The organism is Sphingomonas sp. NPDC019816 (assembly GCF_050274375.1).
In the GTDB taxonomy this organism is placed as follows: domain Bacteria; phylum Pseudomonadota; class Alphaproteobacteria; order Sphingomonadales; family Sphingomonadaceae; genus Sphingomonas.
The window spans coordinates 1-16627 of sequence record NZ_JBNNOB010000077.1 but is presented as its reverse complement, the minus strand read 5'-3'; the positions used below and the strand labels follow the sequence as shown (position 1 = coordinate 16627).

The following is a 16627-nucleotide window of genomic DNA, read 5'->3' as shown; positions in this document are numbered from 1 at the left end:
GCATACGCCGCCCGGCACCCCTCGGCTTAACCCAAAGCCGCGCGAGCCCAACGGCGCCTTCGTGCTGCATCCGGCACGAGAGACATGGGGCACATCGACGACAAGGGGCGAACCAAAAGCCCTCCGGTACCCCCCGAAGGCACCCACACCTGGCTCCTTACATGAGCCAAGCGAGCCGCCTCAGTACGCCTTTGTGACGCGATCCAAAAGCGGGTGAACGCCGCATCGACCAGCACATGCTCCATACCGAGCATGCCGATGGCGTGATCGCGCAGCAGCATCGCGCACTTGCGCACGTCGAGGTGATAGGCGTAATCCGCATGGCTCGCATATTCCCTCATGACGATCATCTCGGGGCCCAGTCCGGCGTTGCATAGCATCGCTTGGTGATCGACGCAGTCGGCCAATGCGGCCTCGCCCCGGCCCGATGCGGCCAGTGCGACGCCAGATTTATCTGCGTCGCCTCCACCGGCGGAGTGAGAGGGCGATAATAGGCGGCGCCGGACGTCTCGTTGGTCCAGCCGACGAACTGCGCCCCTGTTTGAACGCGGCATTGCAGGATCGCTGGAGTCGGCTTCTAAGAGGCTGGTCTTTGGCCAGCGTGGCGCGCATCATCCGCCAGATCTTCTTGCCCAGCCACCGTCGGCACGCTGTGTGATACGAGCGGTGAGACCTGCACATCGCCACCCGACCGGCGTTCTTGCGTCGTGCGGCCATGGCTATTCCCAGGTGAGGATCAGGCGACCATATGCGGGGACGCGGTAATCGATACGCTCTGGGGTGACCGCATCGGCGACGAGTTCGTCGTTCCGCGCGGTAGTGACGCGGCTTGCGGTCAACTTGCGACGCTTGCGCCGGACCAGGCGCAGATTGGCGGTTTGCGTCTCGCTGCCGTCGAGCTGGATCGCCAGCGCGCGGTCGCCGATCCGCTCGACCGCGCGGACCAGCATGTCGCAGAACAGGTGGAACGGCGCGCCCTCGACCATGTGGAACGCACGCGAGGCGAAGATGAAGGCCGCGCCCGCGCCATAGACTTCCTGGCCCACCTGTCCGGCGGGCTGGCCGTCGGGATAAAGGTCCTCGAGCGGGAAAGAGAGGTCCTTGTCGACATGGCCATTGGCCTCGCGCTGCTGATCGGCAATGGCCTCGGGCGGAAGCGCGTCGGGATAATAGAACCAGGCGCGTGACAGCGCGTAGCGGCCATATTCGCCGATCAGCATCCGCGCCTCCGGCTCCAGATCGGGGCCGCCGTCGTTCAGATATTGTTCGAACGCGACGAAGCTGTCGAAACATTCGTACATCGCCATATAGGGCGCGTCCTGAAGGCAGGTGACGGCGAAGAAGGTCTCATAGGCCTGGGCGTGGCCGATCCGGCTGTCCCACATGACGGTATTGTGCAGGAAGCTGGCGAGATAGACATAGCTTTGCTCGCGATAGACGTCGCGATTGGTCACCCGCCACAACCGCATGCAGGCCGCCGCGCCCCAGGCAGTCAGGTTGGCCTGATAGTTGATGTCGAAGCGCAATCCGATGGCGGCGTCGATCGCCGCGCGTGCCTCGTCGAGATAGGTCTTGTCATCGGTCAGCTCGAATGCCTGGAGCATGACCCAGGCATAGATGCCGCCGACATCGGTCTGGCCGCGCCCGTCGACCGGCGCGTCCTTCGTGATGACGGTGAAGTCGGTGACGTCATATTCGATCGGCCAGCGATAATCGAAATGGCGCGCGGCCTTCATCGCATAGTCGATCGACGCCAGGAACAGCTTGCGCGCCGCCGCGTCACCGTCCAGCGCCAGCGTGCCCAGGTTGAGCAGAGGGTGATAGAGGTACCAACTGTCGACCGCATCGGGATTCTTGTCCTCGCCGACATTGGGCAGATAACGGCGCAGCGTGCCCAATGCCTTGTCGTAGAAGCGCGACAGCCCCGCCTTCAGCTCGGCCTCCAGCGGATGCGGCTCGCCCCGCCAGCGGCCCCATTGGTGAAGCGCGGTGATGACCGACATCTGCACCATGATGTCGGGATATTCGGCACCGGTATAGGGATGGACGAAGCGGTGGCCGTAATGGCGGACCGTCGCCGCCGGTGCCGTGTCCAGATCGCGGGCGGCGCGTTCGGCGCGGTCGATCCAGTCGCGATAGGCGACCGGTGGCGGGCCGAGCAGGTCATAGGCGCTGCCCAGCATCTGCACGAACTGCCGCGCGGACTCGCGTTCGTGCGGCGGTGCCTCGTGCCGGAAGACCAGGATCGCGTCGGACAGCGTCACCTGCTCGCCGGCGGCCAGCGCGACCTCGGCCGGGTCGGCCTTGGCGTCGGGCGTGGGCAGGGCATAGCCGAGTTCGGGCCACGCCCCCGCCACCGCCTCGCGCGGGACGGTGCCGGTCGCGCGGTAATAGTCATTCGAGGCGGTCAGATTCTGGATATAGAGCACGTTGCCGAAGCCCGGCTCCTCGATGCGGAAATATAAAAGGCCGGTGTTCAGCCCGCGCTGTGACGCCGCCACCTCGCCCTTGGCGCGCAGCGGATCGTCACCGGCCCCGATCGGGTAGAGATCGCGCGGGGTGAAGGGCATGATCGTCGGTTGGGCGGGGGTGAAGCGGGTGACGATCCGCAACCGTTCCACCGCCGCCCGGTCGGCGACGCAGCATATCAGATGCTCGCCCATCGCGCTGGTCAGGCGCAGGCGGGCGGCCTCGCCCTCCTCGGGGGGCAGCACCTCATGCTCGAAGGGCAGGGGCAGGAAGGCGGCGCGCACCGCCAGGCCACCGCTGTGCCCGCGCCGGACGATCGCGAAGACGGAATCGGTGGTCCGGTGCAGCGCCACCGTCAGCTCGCCCAGGTCGAAGCGTGCCAGGGGCGGCGGATCGTGGCGAAGCCCCTCACGCAGGTCGAGTATGTGGGGACTGATCGCGGGCGGCGCCTCGGCCGTCGCCGTTCGGGGCATGTTTGCAACTCCGACAGGATGACAGGGTGCGAAGTAAAGGGGGCGAACCTGCCCCCGGTTCCTCCCGCACGCGGCAAAATCGATGCCCCGCTAAACTGGGTCAATGCGTTTGGCGGGTGCTTCCCCGGCCGCGCCGGTCCCGGCATAGTATTCCTGATCTATGTCATTGAATTGTTGTGGCTTATACTCCGCCATCGCGCCACCATCCCGGCGCTCGGTGGTTGATCGGTCCAGGTGTCGGCGGAGCATGCACCGTCTCCCTCGCGGCGCCCGTTCCACCGGAAGGATCGTCATGAAGGCAGCACGCAAAAAAAACCGCCGATGGCCGCTTCGAAATCGTCGAGGTCGACGAACCGGCGCTACCGGCCGCGCACTGGGTCAAGGCGCGGGTCCGCATGGCCGGCATCTGCGCCACCGACCTGCGGCACTGGCAAAAGGCCGAGCCGGACCTGCGTTGCTGCATCATGGGCCATGAACTGGCCGGCGAGGTGGTGGAGGTCGGGGGCGAGGTCGACCGGGTGGCGATCGGCGACCGGGTGCTGATCGAATCGGTGCTGGGTTGCGGCCGCTGCGAATGGTGCCGCGTGCAGCAATATAATCGCTGTCCAGATTTGTACCCCACCCGCCGCGCCAGCGTCTCGCGCGCCTATGCCGAATATGTCATCGGTCCTCAGCACAAGTTCCACATCCTGCCCGACCATATCGGCTTCGACGACGCGGCGCTGCTCGACACCTATGCGGTGGCGCTCCATGCCCAGCATCTGTCCGGCCTGACCATCGGATCGCGCGTGGCGATCATCGGCGCGGGGCCGATCGGGCTGGGGCAGCTGATGCTGGCCAAGGCGGGCGGGGCGCATGTGACGATCCTCGACCGGCTGCCGCATGCGCTGGCGCTGGCCGGGCGGCTGGGGGCGGACCGGATGGTCGATGTGGATAGCGGGGACGCGGCGGCCGCCGTCGCCACGATGACCGACGATCGCGGCGCGGACATCGTGTTCGAATGTGCCGGCGGCGAATCGATGCCAGAGACGTTGCCGCTCGCGACGCGGCTGGTGCGGCGGGGCGGGCGGGTCGTCATCGTCGGCGGTTTCGACGATGGCGCGATCGCCATTCCGCTCGAATGGCAACGCATCCAGATGTCCGACATCACGCTGATCCCCAGCGCCAGTTTCGCCTTTCACGATATCCATGCCGAACAGCGCGAGGCGCTGGACCTGGTGGCGCGTGGCATATTGAAGACGCAGGCGCTCATTACCCACCGCTTTCCGCTCGACCGGATCAACGATGCCTTTGCCGTGGCGCAGGATCGCCGCCGGACGGAGGCGATCTTCGTCGGACTGACGATGTGACGCGGCCCGCGCGCTAGAACAGGACCGCGCCGCCCGTGACCAGACGCAGCCCCGGCGCGGCCTGGTTCAGGCCCGCCACCGCCAATATGTCGAGCTGGACCAGCCTGGTCGGGCGCCACGCGGCGGACAGCGCGGCCATCGCCATCGTCTCATGCCCTTCCGGCTCGTTGTCGCGTTCGAGCGACAGTTCGGCGGAGGTCGTGACCCGATCGTTCAGCTTGTAACGCACGCCCGCGATCTCGCTATAGGCCAGATGCCGGCCCGTGCCCGACCGGTTGGCGGCGGCGTCGGCCTCGCCGGTCAGGGCGATCGCCCATTTCTCGGTCAGGTCGTACTGGAGGGGCACGATGACGCCCGTCGACCAGCTGCCGTCGCCGACCGGATGGCGCCCCGTCGGCGCGGTCACGAACGCTTCTACGCCGGCGGAAAAGGGCTTGCCCTTCGCGCCTGCCAGATGCTGGCGCACCGCGAAGGTGACGTCGCCCGTGCCCGTCACCGTGTCGACGCTGTCACTGGCCTTGTCGCGTGTGCGATCGCGGCCATAGCCGACCCATTCGAGCTGGACTTCGGTGTTCCGGCCGACCCCGGTACGGGTCAGGATGTCGGCGGTGACGATCCGGTCCTCCCGTTCGTCGCCTTGGTCGTCTCGCTGCCAGTCCAGCACCGACATCTCCACATGCACCCGCCCCGGCTCGGTCGTGCAGGCGGAGCCGCCGAGATTGGGCCGGGTGGGGCAGAAGCGCGGCTCGTCCTCGGCAAGGGCGGGCGCCGCCGTCGCCAGCGCCGTCATGCCGAGCATCCACCCCAGGCCGTTTCGCATCTTTATCATCCTAAAACGCCGAATTGTCAGAAGATTGGCGGGCACCCTGCGCCGGTTCGGCCCGCTTGTGCAACCGCCGGGCCGACAGCCGCGCGCTCTTTCAGCCGCGCCGCGCGTCCGCATGCGCCCAGAGCGCCAGACCGGCAAAGCACAGCAGACTGGCGCCATGCAGAATGAAATGGATCGCGCGCGCCGTGCCCGACAGGATCAGCAACGCGATGTCACCCAGGGGAATGACGATCGTGGCGGCGAGGACGATGGCCAATGCCTGGCGCCCGCCCAGGGCGGACAGGCCGAGCAGATAGGCCGCCAGCGCCAGATCACGGAACCCGATGGCGCGGACATAGAACAGCGCTGCCCGATCATCGCTGGCGATGCCGTAAAAGCCCGCCGCCGCGTGGGGGTATGCCACGAACATCGCCCCCAGGAGCAGGAATATGCCGGCCACGAGCGCGACGACGATCGGGACGGGGGATGTGTGCGGCATGGGGTGGGAGGCGTCCATCATGACGATGCGACCAAGCGATGATGGGAACCAATGTTCCTGCAAATCGCTGCTTTTCCATGACTTCTGGCAAACAGGCATCGCGGCCGCATGGCGGGCTGATCTTTGGCGGGGCGCTGGGCGCGGGGGCCGTGGCGTGGCTGCTATGGCTGTCGCGCGGTGCGGCGGGCCAGGACGCCGCCATCGCGTACCCGCCCGTCGATACCCTCAAGCCCTTTGCCGACGATGTGTGGATCGTCGACAGCGGCCCGGTCAGCGCGATGGGCATGAAGCTGCCCGTTCGCATGACGGTGTTTCGGCTGAAGGACGGTGGGCTGCTGCTTCATTCGCCGACCCGTCATACGCCGCAACTGGAGCGGGCGCTCTCCGCGCTCGGCCCGGTCCGGCATCTGGTCGCGCCGACCGTGGCGCACTGGATGTTCCTGAAGGATTGGCAACGGGTCTGTCCCCAGGCGACGAGCTGGGCGGTGCCCGCGCTTCGGGACCGCGCGGCGGTCCGCAAGGCGGGGGTGCGGATCGATGCGGACCTTTGCGATGCCGCGCCCGAAGCCTGGGCGGCGGAGATCACGCAAGGGATGGTACGGGGCGGCGGCGGGTTCGAGGAGGCATGGTTCCATCACCGGGCGAGCGGAACACTGGTGCTCGCCGATCTGGTCGAGAATCTGGAACCCGCCAAGCTGCGCCCTGTGACCGCCGCGGTGATGCGCGCGACGCTGGCGACGCGTGCCACGACCGGCGTGCATGTGCGCGCGGCGCTGGTTCTGGGGGGCGCGCGGGTGAAGACGGCGGTCGCGGCGATGATCGCCACCCGGCCCGACCGGGTGATCTTCGCGCATGGCACGCCCTTCACCCGTCACGGCGCGTCACGCCTGCGCCGGGCCTTCTCGTGGCTGGTCTGACCGGGCGCTACCGTCGCAGGACGGAGGCCAGCGCCAGCCCCGCCCCCGCCTGAAGCAGCCCATAGGCACGGCGACGCATGGGGTGATGGGCGAAGGGCCGCACGAGCATGTCGACCGCCGCGACATCCGATCGCCACAGCGCGACGTGACGCTTCGGCTGCAACAGGCCCAGCAGGCCGTCGCCGATCATGAAGAGCGCCGCCATCTCGGCGCTGCGGCGGATGCCGATCTGCAAATTGGTGGTATTGCCCATGGTCAATCTCCTGAGGCGAGGCAACGTCCCACCGCGACGAATGTCGCACGCCCCGCGACGAAGCCCCCCGTGCAGCCGATGGATGCCGCCACGCGTTGATCCATCCGGCCCGACGACCATTGGACGAAGCCCGACACGATGACCCTGCCGCCCCGTTTCCGCTTTTCGCTGGCGCTGGCCTTGACGACGACGCTGGCCGCCTGCTCGCCGCTGACCGCGTTCAATACGCTGGTGCCCAAGGATGCGGCGGGCACCCGGGTCGCCACCGGCATGGCGTACGGCGCGGGCGAGCGGCGGATGCTCGATATCTATGCTCCGCGCACGACAGCGGACGGCAAGCGACCCGTCGTCGTCTTCTTCTATGGCGGCAGCTGGAACAGCGGCACCCGGACGGGCTATGCGTTCGTCGGCAAGGCCCTGGCGGCGCAAGGGTTCGTCGTGGTGATCCCGGATTATCGGCTGGTGCCCGCGATCCGCTATCCCGCCTTTGTCGAGGACGGCGCGGCGGCCGTGCGCTGGGCCAGGGCGCATGTCCGCGATTTCGGCGGTGACCCCGACCGCATCGTGCTGATGGGCCATTCGGCGGGCGCGTATATCGCGGCCATGCTGGCGGTCGATGATCGCTGGCTGGGGCGCGACAGGACGGCCGTCCGGGGCTTGGTGGGCCTGGCCGGACCCTATGACTTCGCGCCCTTCGACGTGGACGTCAGTCGCGCCGCGTTCGGGCAATGGCCGCGTCCCGCCGAGACGCAGCCCGTGACCTGGGCCGGGGCGGGCGATCCGCCGGCGCTGCTGCTGGTCGGTGACGAGGACAAGACGGTGCTGCCCCGCAACAGCGCGGCGCTGGCCGCCCGGTTACGCCAGGGCGGGGTCCCGGTGTCGGTGCGGGCCTATCCCAGGCTGGGTCATGTCGGCATGATCCTGGCCATCGCCCGTCCGTTCCGGGGCCGCGCGCCGGTACTGGCCGATGTCACCCGGTTCGTTCGCGAACGGACGCGATGACCGGCCGGGCCCGGCATCAGAGATAATAGCCGAACATCATCAGGATCGACGCCTTCCACCGATCATCGCCCCCTTGCGCCGCGCCCGAGGAGAACTGCCCCGCGCCGACATAGGGGTCGTTACGGCCGACGAGCATCTCGGTCCAGATCCTGATCCGCTTGCTCGCCTTGTCGTTCCAGAAGGCGCCGACATTGATCCGCTGCGTATCGGCGAAGGCCGCTTTCTTCAGGACGCGGGCGTAGCTGGCATAGACGTCCAGACTGAACGGAAAGGCGCCCGTATCGATCGCATGGCCCATCTCGGCGAAGGTCAGCGTCCCCCGGGCGGCGATATTGTAGGAAAAGTCGTAGTCGCCGACCGCGATCAGGTCGTTGCGCTGCGCGTTGCGCGGGTCGATGTCCTGCCGCGCGGCCAGCAGCTTGAAGCGCAGCGGGCGGCGATCGTCCTTCACGCTGAGGGCGAAGGCATGGCGCGAGCCATTCTCGCCGGTGTCGAAACTGTGCACCTGCGACACCCATCCCGAACCGGTGACGCTCAACTGCCCGCGCTGGGTGCTGTCGAGCACGTAGCGGACCTTGCCGATGGCCATGTTGCGCTCGGCATTGCGCGAGGCGAAGGGGAGGTAGGAATCGCCCCGGACGATATTGACCGAATAGCGCGCGCTGTCGCGGCTGTTGCCGATGCCGGGCGGTCCGGCGACCGGGAAGAAGCCCGCCGATACGGTCAGGCGATCGTCGCTGTGCGTATAGCTGATGCCGGTATTATAGGTTTCCTCCAGGCCATAGACGAAGCCCAGGCTGTTGTACCAGGACGACCCCCAATAGCGGTCGTCGAACGGCACCGGCTGGATACCGACCGTCACGCGGTCATGGGGCGACAGCTTGGCCCCGGCATAGGCATAGGACAGGAACTGGATCTCGCCCGGATAGCCCTTGTAGCCGGCGCCGCGCCCATAGATGAAGTTGCCGCCATAGAAGCGGTAGTCCGCCGAGCCGAAGAAGCGCGGTCCGTCATAATTGGCGCTGAGGATCAGCGTGTCGAACGAGACATGTTTCGACGTCTCGCGCTGTCCCACCCCATTGGCGTCGTTGAAGCGGATGTCGATCCGCCCGCGAACGCCGATTCCCAGCTTCAGCCGGGGGGCGGGGGCCGTCTTGGCCGGCTCCGCCAGGACCGGCGCGGCGGGCAGCGTCACCGGGAGGAGCGCCGCCATGTCCGTCGCATCGGCGACGGCGGGGGGCAGCGTCCAGTCGTCCGCGGCGGACCTGTCGTCCGTCGGCGGCGCTACGAGTGCGAAGCCGGTGGCGGCCGGCGGACCGCCGCCGCCGGGGGCGAGCAAGGTCGTCGCCAGGACGGCGGCTGAAAAGAGAAACGTCATGATACCCCTGTTCGGTACGATCTTCGCGCCAACGCCCCGGTCCTAGCCGTACGTCGCCCCCCGCGCCACCGGATGTCCCGGAACACGCGACATGTCGTGGATGACCGGTCGGCATGGCCCCCCGGCCCGCCGACCGATCGACGATCAGAATTCGGACCAGTCCTCGTCGGACACCGCCAGCGCGGTGTTGCCCGCGACCATGGGCGGTCGGCTGGGTGCGCGAGGCGTACGCGGCGGGCTGGCGGGCATGGGGACCGGGCGAGGCGTTTCGCTTCGCCTTCCGTCATGGCGCGACGCCAGAGCCGGCACCGGGCCACTCTCGTCGAGGCGGAAGCGTGCGACTTCGCTCGCCAGGACCTCGGCCTCCGCCGCCAGGTTGCGCGCCTCGGCGGTCGTCTCCTCGACCATCGCCGCATTCTGCTGCGTCACCCCGTCCATTTCCGACACGGCGATGTTGACTTGTTGCAGGCCGCCCGCCTGCTGCTGCGTGGCGGTGGTGATGCCCGATACCAGCCCCTCGATCTCGCCCACCCGTTCGATGATCAGATTGAGCGACCGGCCCGTCTCGGACACCAGTTCGACGCCGGCCCCGACATGGGTGGACGAGGCGTTGACGCGTTCCTTGACGTCCTTGGCCGCTTCCGCCGAGCGTTGCGCCAATGCGCGCACCTCGGAGGCGACGACCGCGAAGCCCTTGCCCGATTCGCCCGCGCGCGCCGCCTCGACCCCGGCGTTCAGCGCGAGCAGATTGGTCTGGAAGGCGATGCCGTCGATGACCGAGATGATCTCGGCGATCTCGGCGGAGGATCGCTCGATCCCGCTCATCGCCTGGATCGCCTTGCGCACCACATCGCCCGATCGCTCGGCCTCCGCGCGCGCCTGGCCGACGGCGGCATTGGTGCGGCTGGCATCCTCGGCGGTCTTGCGGATCGTGACGGTGATCTCGTCCATCGCCGCCGCCGTTTCCTCCAGGCTCGCGGCCTGTTGTTCGGTGCGGCGCGACAGGTCGTCGGCCGCGACGCTGATCTCGCGCGATCCGGCGCTGACGTCGCCCGCGCTGTGCGCAACCTTCTTCATCGCATCGGCCAGGCGACCGACCGCGTCGTTGAAGTTGGTGCGGATGCGTTCATATTCGCTGCTGAAGCTCGTGGTCAGGCGGGCGGACAGGTCGCCGGCGGCCAGCTTTTGCAGCGCGTCGGCCAGGCTAATGACGACGCGTTCCTGATTCTGGTCGGCGATGCGCTTTTCGCGCGCCGCCTGGCGGAACACATCGACCGCGGCGCGCATCTTGGCGATCTCGGCCGCCTTGGCCTCGTCACGCGCCGGATCGTTGAGGTCGCCCGAGGCGACATGCTCCATTTCGGTCGACAGGTTGGCCAGCGGATCGCCGACCAGGCGCGTGGACAGCCGGCGCAGCACGAAGGCCAGCCCCGCCACCATCAGGAGCGCGGAGAGCAGCAGCACCAGCTCGGCCCGGCGCGCATCGGCCAGCACCGCGCTCATCGGCAGGCGCACGCGCACCACCCAGCCGCGATCGAACCCGTCGAAACGGATGGGGCGGACGATCTGAATGACCTTGCCCATGACCGGATCGTCGACCACCGAATAACCCTGGGTGAAATGCGGCCCCGGCTTGCCGAGCAGCGCCACGTCCTTGGTATAGGCGTAGAGGTCCTTTTCCGACAGCACCTCGACATTGCCCTCGAAGGGCAGATGGATGTCGCCGATCCGCTTCGACAGGTCGCCGAGGCCCAGGTCGACGCCCAGCACCGCGACCGTGCGCCCCCGTTCCTGATAGGGCAGCACGACCGAGGCCATCAGCGTCTTCTTGCCGGCTACCTCGTACAGGCTGGGCCCCCACATCAACGGGCGTCCGGTTTGCAAGGGAACGAGATACCAGTCGCCCTTGCCCGGCTTCTCGTAACCGGTCAGCGGCTCGACCGCCGCATCCTGTCCCGAATGATGCCAATAGGGCAGGAAACGCCCGGTCTTGTCGTAGCCCGGCGTGCCGGCGAAGGCGGCGTCGCGGCCGTCAAAGGCGTTGGGTTCCCACCCGATCCAGGTACCGATCAGCTCGGGATTGGTCATCAGGGTGGAGCGCAGGATGCCGTTATGCGCGTTGCGATCGGTGATGCCCTGCGCGCGCGCCGCCGCGATCGCCGCCTTCAGGCCGCCCGCCACGCCGATGGGGCGTTCGAACTGGGTGCGGATTTCGGCCGTCACCTGATCGGCGACGATGCCCCCGGTCTCGCGTGCGCGGGTCTTGGCCGATTGTTCGAGCATGACGCCTGTCACGGCCGACCCCAGCGTGACGAAACACGCGACCGTCACCATGCCACGCAGGCTGAGCATGGTCGCAAGCGACTTCAAAGGCTTTGTCTGCACCGATCCCTCCATGAGAACGGGCTATAAAATCGAGTCGATAATATAATGTTATTGTGGCCTAAACATGGATCAATAGAATGTTGCGCGAATGGGCCCGGCGGTCCTGAACCCCGCCGGGGCGGAACAGGACGGTGATGCGCGTGGTTGGCGTGGGCATGATCATGTTCGGATGCCTGCTGCTCGTCGTCCTGCCGCTGATCGGGTTGGTGGTCGGTGGTTATCTGGGCGGCCTCACCGCCGGCTTGTGGACGGCGCTCGGCGGACTGGCGCTGGCCGTGCTGGCCTGTTCGATCTCGGTCATCGCGCTGGTGAAGGCGCGTCACTCACGCTGAGGGGCGGCAAACTCGGTGCACGAGAGGGCCGGTCTCCCGGACATTACCCTTGCGCAACGTTTTTCGTGGCAAGATTCTTGGAATCATGGCCAATGTGCCCGATCCATCATGTTATTATGATGTAGGTGGAGCCTTACCGGTGACGGATCGTTACGCGTTCGTCCAAAAGGCTCATCGATATGGGCTTTCAAGCCAACGCCGGTTAAGCTGTCCCCATGCCTGAAACCCGATTAAATCCCCGCGTCTTCTGGGGAGCCAGCGCGATCATCGCGGCGATGCTCGCCGCCACGCTGCTCATGCCCGGCACCGCCGACTCCGCGTTCAAGGCGGCGCAAAGCTGGACGATCGACACGTTCGGCTGGTTCTATATCGCCTCGGTCGCGGCCTTTCTCGCGATCGTCCTGGCACTCGGCTTCGGCCCGGCCGGCAAGCTGAAGCTGGGGCCCGACGATGCCGAGCCCGATTTCCCCTATGTCTCCTGGCTGGCGATGCTGTTCGCGGCCGGCATGGGCATCGGCCTGATGTATTTCGCGGTGGCCGAGCCGATCCAGCATTATATCGCGCCGCCCGATGTCGAACCCGGCACCATCCTGGCCGCGCGCGAGGCGATGGCGATCACCTTCCACCATTATGGCGTCCACGCCTGGGCGATCTATGCGCTGGTGGGTATGAGCCTGGCCTATTTCACCTATCGCAAGGGCCTGCCGCTGACCATGCGATCGGGCCTGTCGCCGATCCTGGGCAAGCGGATCAACGGCGTGCTGGGCGATGCGATCGACGTCTTCGCGGTATGCGGCACCGTCTTCGGCGTCGCGACCTCGCTGGGCTTCGGCGTGTCGCAGATTACGGCGGGCCTGTCCTATGAATATGCGGTGCCCGACACGATCACGGTCAAGATCGGGTTGATCGCGATCGTGATGGGCGCGGCGACCCTGTCGGTCCTCAGCGGCGCCGATCGTGGCGTGCGCCGCCTGTCCGAGTTGAACCTGACCGTCGCCGTCCTCCTGATGCTGTTTGTGCTGGCGGTGGGGCCGACGCTGTTCCTGCTGCGTGCGCTCGTTCAGAATTTCGGCCTGTATCTCGATCATTTCGTCAAGCGCACCTTCACCCTCTACGCCTATGAACCGCGCGCCTGGATGGCCGACTGGACGCTGTTCTACTGGGCGTGGTGGATCGCGTGGTCGCCCTTTGTCGGCATGTTCATCGCGCGCATCTCGCGCGGGCGGACGATCCGCGAGTTCGTCATCGGCGTGCTGTTCGTGCCGACCGCGTTCACCTTCCTGTGGATGACGGTGTTCGGCAACACGGCGATCTCGCTCGACCTGGGCGTGGCGGCCGGCGGCATCGCGCAGGCGGTGCAGGACAATCTGTCGACCGCGCTGTTCAAGTTCCTGGAATATCTGCCCGGCACGGCGTTCACCTCGTCGCTGGCGATCCTGCTGGTGTGCGTCTTCTTCGTCACCTCGGCCGACTCGGGCGCCTTGGTGATCGATACGCTGGCATCGGGGGGCGAGGACGAGACGCCGCGCTGGCAGCGCATGTACTGGTGCATCCTGCTGGGCGTGACGGCGGCCCTGCTGCTGGTCGCCGGCGGATTGGGCGCGCTTCAGGCCGCGACATTGCTCGCCGCGCTGCCCTTCTGCTTCATCATGCTGCTGCTTGCCTTCGGCCTGATCCGGCAGACCAATGCCGACTTGGCGGGCGTCGCGCTGGACGAGCAGACGGCGGCGATGGGCGAACGGCTGAAGCGGCTGTTCGTGCCGGCCAGCCGCAAGGAGATCGCACGCCAGCTGGAGCAGCGCGCGCTCCCCGCGCTGCAATCGGTGTGCGAGACGATGGTGCAGGAGGGCTGGGCCGACAGCCGGGTCGAGCATGACGAGCATGGCGCCAAGCTGACCATCACGCTCAGCCCCGACCAGATGCTGGTGTACCACATCGCCGCGCGCTCGCGCCCGCTGGCCGCCTTCACCGCGTTGGAGGCATCGGAAAAGCGGCGCAGCCATGGCTGGACGCTGATCGCCAGCACCGACGGGGTGCCGGGCGCACGCGACATAACCGGCTATACGACCGATCAGATCGCCAATGACGTCCTCAGCCAGTTGGAGCGCTGGCGGCGGCGATAAGTTGGGGGCCGGCCCCGGCATAACCGTCGGGGCGGCGCCTCGCCGATCATGGCGGAAAAGGGCGTGGGTCCGGCCGGTCGTCGGTCGGACCCATCGTTCATTCCGGCATCGGGCTTAGGGGAAACCGGTGCCGCCATGCGCACCGACCGCCGTGCCGGTCGAATAGCTCGCCTCGTCCGATGCCAGCGTGACGAACAGCGTGGCGAGTTCCGCCGGCTGGCCGGCGCGGCCAAGCGACGTGTCCTGGCCGAATTCGTGCATCTTGCCGGGCAACTGCCCGCCCGCCACCTGGAGCGGGGTCCAGATCGGCCCCGGCGACACCGCGTTCACGCGGATGCCCTTCTTGGCGAGCTGCTTGGCCATCCCGCGCGTCAGGTTCTGGATCGCCGCCTTGGTGGAGGCATAGTCGATCAGATCCTCGCCGGGGTCATAGCTGTTCTGCGAGATGGTGTTGATGATGACCGCGCCGGGGGGCATCGAGGGGATCGCCGCCTTTGAAAAGCGGAAGACGTGGAAGACATTGGTCTCATAGGTGCGGACGAACTGCTCGTCCGAAATCTCCATGATGTCCGCCTTCGACTGTTGATAGGCGGCGTTGTTGACCAGGATGTCGAGCCCGCCGAGCTGCGCGATCGCCTTGCGCACCGTATCCTCGCACGCCTTTTGCGTGCGGATGTCGGCGGGCAGCAGGACCGCCTTGCGTCCTGCCTGGCGGATCAGGTCGGCGACCTCGCGCGCATCGGGCTCCTCGCTGGGGTGATAGTTGATCGCGACGTCGGCACCCTCGCGCGCGAAGGCGATGGCGGCGGCGCGGCCGATGCCGCTGTCGCCGCCGGTCAGCAGGGCGCGGCGCCCCGTCAGCTTGCCCGATCCGCGATAGCTGGTCTCGCCATGATCGGGGCGCGGCGTCATCTTGCTGGCGAGCGCGGGCCAGGGTTGGCGCTGTTCGGGGAAGGGCGTGCGCGTATATTTGGTGCGCGGGTCGCGCAGGCTGGGTGCAGCACCGCCCGAGGCGCCCTGCGCCAGTGCGGCACCGGGTGCGGCGGCGGCGGCAAGCCCGATCGCGGTGCCGCCCAACACGCCGCGTCGTGAGGTTTCGATATCGCCCATGGTCATGGCCTTTCCGATACCAGGCCAACGGGATCGTCGGCGGTCTCGGGCTCTAACCCACGGAAGGATAAAGACGATCCACGCCGCGTCCCGGCACGCGTCGAAACGGCAAGGTCAGCCCAGCCGGGTGCAGGACAGCACGGACCAGCGCCCCGTCCGGCGGACACGGCGCACCCGCCAGGTGCAGCCGGTGGCGCGCAGGAACGTCTCTTGCAACCCTGCGGCATGCTGGGCGAAGTCGTGAAAGTCGATCCGATGATGCGCCAGCACCAGCACCCCGCCGGGCCGCAGCGCGCGCGCGACGTCGCGCGCGGTACGCCGCATGGCATGGGCGGAGAGATAATAGAGCATCTCGGCCACCACCACCGCGTCATAGTGGGGCCGTGGAAAGGATGCCGGCACCGCCAGGCGGATCGCCCGCGCGCGCGGACCGTGCCCGGCCAGCGCCTTGCAGACCAGCGCCGTGCCCGCCTCGGTCGCCTCGGTCGCATCCAGCCGCAGCGCGTGGGCGGCGAGCGCGACGCTGTTCGATCCATTGCCCGCCGCCAGTTCCAGCACCCGGCCCCACGGCGCGGCGCCCAGAGCGTGCATGATGGCGCGGCGTTTCACCGCCTCGTCACGGTCGACAAAGGTTCGCCACGGGTCGGGATCGCCCGCGAACATCCGCTCGAAGCCGGACAGCCGGATCGGCCGGTGGCTCATGCGGGGGCGAACCATTCCTGCGGGCGGCTGAAGGCGGCGATCTGCTGGCGGGTCATCGCGAAGCCGGTGGGATCGTCGGTGATCCGCCCCGCCTGGGTGCGATAGCGGCGGATGGCGTGCCGCTTGGCCAGCCGCTCCTGCGCGCTCAGGTGCAGCGGCCTGCCCCCGCGCAGCCGCTGTCCGGCCGGCCAGACCGGATAATGCCGCCACCGGACCCCCGCCTGCCGCCGCACGGCGCGGGCGACGGCGCGGTGGTCGGGATGGTCGTCGGTCATCGCCGGCGACAACGCGACCACGGGGTGGGGCAGGGCGGCGAGCGATCGCGCGATGGCGTGGCGGATGGCGCGGTCATGCCCCGCCAGCCCGCCATCGGGAAGCGCCAGGAAGCGGATGGCATCGCGCGTCACGCCGATCGGACGCAGCACGCACCGTGCCTCGCGCTGCCGTTCGCGGATCAGCCGCGCGGGCGGCCAGCGCGTGCTGTTCGGATGGGAAGCGGCCCCGTCGCTGACGATCAGCACCGCGACGCGCACCCCCCGGCGGCGTAGTCGGGTCATCAGCGTATAGGCGCCGATCGCCTCGTCATCGGGGTGCGGCGCGACGACCAGCAGCGCGGCGGGACGACCGATCGGCAGGGTCATAGCGTCGGCGTCAGGACGTGCGCGGCGACGGCGGCCCCCACCTGTATTCGCTGCGCATCGGGGGCGGGCTGGCGCAAATAGACGGACAGGTCTGTGATGACGCGGGCCAGCGGATGCGCGGTGAACAGACCCTGCACCCCCACCGCCTCCTGCGCCAGCATGATCGCCCGCCCGCCGGCGGCATAG

At 67.9% G+C, this 16627-nt stretch carries 15 protein-coding genes and 1 pseudogene; 5 read left to right on the top strand and 11 right to left on the bottom strand.

The window, feature by feature from the left end:
• Window positions 1-26: 26 nt before the first annotated feature.
• On the bottom strand, window positions 27-407 hold the full coding sequence (locus tag ACQKJZ_RS12055) for a hypothetical protein (protein ID WP_427731295.1): 381 nt from the start codon (window positions 405-407) through the stop codon (window positions 27-29).
• 312 nt (window positions 408-719) lie between these two features.
• Entirely contained in the window at window positions 720-2942 is a 2223-nt protein-coding gene (locus tag ACQKJZ_RS12050) for a hypothetical protein (protein ID WP_427731294.1), read from the bottom strand.
• A 335-nt stretch (window positions 2943-3277) separates the two neighbouring features.
• On the opposite strand from ACQKJZ_RS12050, the gene ACQKJZ_RS12045 reads away from it, so the two are divergent.
• Window positions 3278-4291, top strand: coding sequence for a zinc-dependent alcohol dehydrogenase (locus ACQKJZ_RS12045; protein ID WP_427731296.1), 1014 nt, complete (start codon window positions 3278-3280; stop codon window positions 4289-4291).
• A 13-nt stretch (window positions 4292-4304) separates the two neighbouring features.
• Here ACQKJZ_RS12045 and ACQKJZ_RS12040 read toward each other — a convergent pair whose 3' ends face one another.
• Together ACQKJZ_RS12040 and ACQKJZ_RS12035 are read right to left on the bottom strand one after the other, a co-directional pair.
• A complete protein-coding gene (locus tag ACQKJZ_RS12040) occupies window positions 4305-5111 on the bottom strand; it encodes a transporter (RefSeq protein WP_427731293.1) in 807 nt (268 codons plus the stop codon).
• A 100-nt stretch (window positions 5112-5211) separates the two neighbouring features.
• The gene (locus tag ACQKJZ_RS12035) at window positions 5212-5598 is read right to left on the bottom strand and encodes a DUF4267 domain-containing protein (RefSeq protein ID WP_427731292.1); all 387 of its coding nucleotides are present in this window, start codon (window positions 5596-5598) and stop codon (window positions 5212-5214) included.
• 77 nt (window positions 5599-5675) lie between these two features.
• On the opposite strand from ACQKJZ_RS12035, the gene ACQKJZ_RS12030 reads away from it, so the two are divergent.
• Window positions 5676-6515: a DUF4336 domain-containing protein gene (locus tag ACQKJZ_RS12030; protein ID WP_427731291.1), complete on the top strand. Its 840-nt coding sequence runs from the start codon at window positions 5676-5678 to the stop codon at window positions 6513-6515.
• Window positions 6516-6522: 7 nt separating this feature from the next.
• Here the strand turns inward: ACQKJZ_RS12030 and ACQKJZ_RS12025 are convergent, their stop codons facing one another.
• The gene (locus ACQKJZ_RS12025) at window positions 6523-6768 is read right to left on the bottom strand and encodes a hypothetical protein (protein WP_427731290.1); all 246 of its coding nucleotides are present in this window, start codon (window positions 6766-6768) and stop codon (window positions 6523-6525) included.
• Window positions 6769-6906: 138 nt separating this feature from the next.
• On the opposite strand from ACQKJZ_RS12025, the gene ACQKJZ_RS12020 reads away from it, so the two are divergent.
• Window positions 6907-7770: an alpha/beta hydrolase gene (locus ACQKJZ_RS12020; protein WP_427731289.1), complete on the top strand. Its 864-nt coding sequence runs from the start codon at window positions 6907-6909 to the stop codon at window positions 7768-7770.
• 16 nt (window positions 7771-7786) lie between these two features.
• On the opposite strand, the gene ACQKJZ_RS12015 is transcribed toward ACQKJZ_RS12020, so the two are convergent.
• Together ACQKJZ_RS12015 and ACQKJZ_RS12010 are read right to left on the bottom strand one after the other, a co-directional pair.
• The gene (locus ACQKJZ_RS12015; protein WP_427731288.1) at window positions 7787-9148 is read right to left on the bottom strand and encodes a hypothetical protein; all 1362 of its coding nucleotides are present in this window, start codon (window positions 9146-9148) and stop codon (window positions 7787-7789) included.
• Window positions 9149-9292: 144 nt separating this feature from the next.
• Window positions 9293-11533: a methyl-accepting chemotaxis protein gene (locus ACQKJZ_RS12010; RefSeq protein WP_427731287.1), complete on the bottom strand. Its 2241-nt coding sequence runs from the start codon at window positions 11531-11533 to the stop codon at window positions 9293-9295.
• 131 nt (window positions 11534-11664) lie between these two features.
• Here ACQKJZ_RS12010 and ACQKJZ_RS12005 point away from each other — a divergent pair, with 131 nt between their 5' ends.
• A complete protein-coding gene (locus ACQKJZ_RS12005) occupies window positions 11665-11865 on the top strand; it encodes a hypothetical protein (RefSeq protein ID WP_427731286.1) in 201 nt (66 codons plus the stop codon).
• Window positions 11866-12080: 215 nt separating this feature from the next.
• A complete protein-coding gene (locus ACQKJZ_RS12000; RefSeq protein WP_427731285.1) occupies window positions 12081-13988 on the top strand; it encodes a BCCT family transporter in 1908 nt (635 codons plus the stop codon).
• Between the two features lie 114 nt (window positions 13989-14102).
• On the opposite strand, the gene ACQKJZ_RS11995 is transcribed toward ACQKJZ_RS12000, so the two are convergent.
• The 4 genes and pseudogenes from ACQKJZ_RS11995 to ACQKJZ_RS11980 form a co-directional block, all read right to left on the bottom strand.
• Window positions 14103-15098 (bottom strand): SDR family oxidoreductase, encoded by a 996-nt coding sequence (locus tag ACQKJZ_RS11995; RefSeq protein ID WP_427731284.1) that lies wholly within the window; start codon window positions 15096-15098, stop codon window positions 14103-14105.
• Between the two features lie 114 nt (window positions 15099-15212).
• Window positions 15213-15800 (bottom strand): class I SAM-dependent methyltransferase, encoded by a 588-nt coding sequence (locus tag ACQKJZ_RS11990; protein ID WP_427731283.1) that lies wholly within the window; start codon window positions 15798-15800, stop codon window positions 15213-15215.
• Window positions 15797-16441 carry a PIG-L deacetylase family protein gene (locus ACQKJZ_RS11985; protein WP_427731282.1) on the bottom strand — a complete coding sequence of 215 codons (645 nt, stop codon included), beginning with the start codon at window positions 16439-16441 and terminating at the stop codon, window positions 15797-15799. The genes ACQKJZ_RS11990 and ACQKJZ_RS11985 overlap by 4 nt, the downstream gene beginning before the upstream one ends.
• Window positions 16438-16627: pseudogene (locus ACQKJZ_RS11980) on the bottom strand (acyl-CoA dehydrogenase); the annotation flags it as partial. The pseudogene ACQKJZ_RS11980 and the gene ACQKJZ_RS11985, both read right to left, overlap by 4 nt.

Bases quoted from the DNA above. Each gene is read 5' to 3' on its own strand.
- ACQKJZ_RS12035 (WP_427731292.1), bottom strand. From the start codon at position 5,598: ATGCCGCACACATCCCCCGTCCCGATCGTCGTCGCGCTCGTGGCCGGC.
- ACQKJZ_RS12040 (WP_427731293.1), bottom strand. From the start codon at position 5,111: ATGCGAAACGGCCTGGGGTGGATGCTCGGCATGACGGCGCTGGCGACG.
- ACQKJZ_RS11995 (WP_427731284.1), bottom strand. From the start codon at position 15,098: ATGGGCGATATCGAAACCTCACGACGCGGCGTGTTGGGCGGCACCGCG.
- ACQKJZ_RS12025 (WP_427731290.1), bottom strand. From the start codon at position 6,768: ATGGGCAATACCACCAATTTGCAGATCGGCATCCGCCGCAGCGCCGAG.
- ACQKJZ_RS12030 (WP_427731291.1), top strand. From the start codon at position 5,676: ATGACTTCTGGCAAACAGGCATCGCGGCCGCATGGCGGGCTGATCTTT.
- ACQKJZ_RS12000 (WP_427731285.1), top strand. From the start codon at position 12,081: ATGCCTGAAACCCGATTAAATCCCCGCGTCTTCTGGGGAGCCAGCGCG.
- ACQKJZ_RS12015 (WP_427731288.1), bottom strand. From the start codon at position 9,148: ATGACGTTTCTCTTTTCAGCCGCCGTCCTGGCGACGACCTTGCTCGCC.
- ACQKJZ_RS12020 (WP_427731289.1), top strand. From the start codon at position 6,907: ATGACCCTGCCGCCCCGTTTCCGCTTTTCGCTGGCGCTGGCCTTGACG.
- ACQKJZ_RS11990 (WP_427731283.1), bottom strand. From the start codon at position 15,800: ATGAGCCACCGGCCGATCCGGCTGTCCGGCTTCGAGCGGATGTTCGCG.
- ACQKJZ_RS12050 (WP_427731294.1), bottom strand. From the start codon at position 2,942: ATGCCCCGAACGGCGACGGCCGAGGCGCCGCCCGCGATCAGTCCCCAC.
- ACQKJZ_RS11985 (WP_427731282.1), bottom strand. From the start codon at position 16,441: ATGACCCTGCCGATCGGTCGTCCCGCCGCGCTGCTGGTCGTCGCGCCG.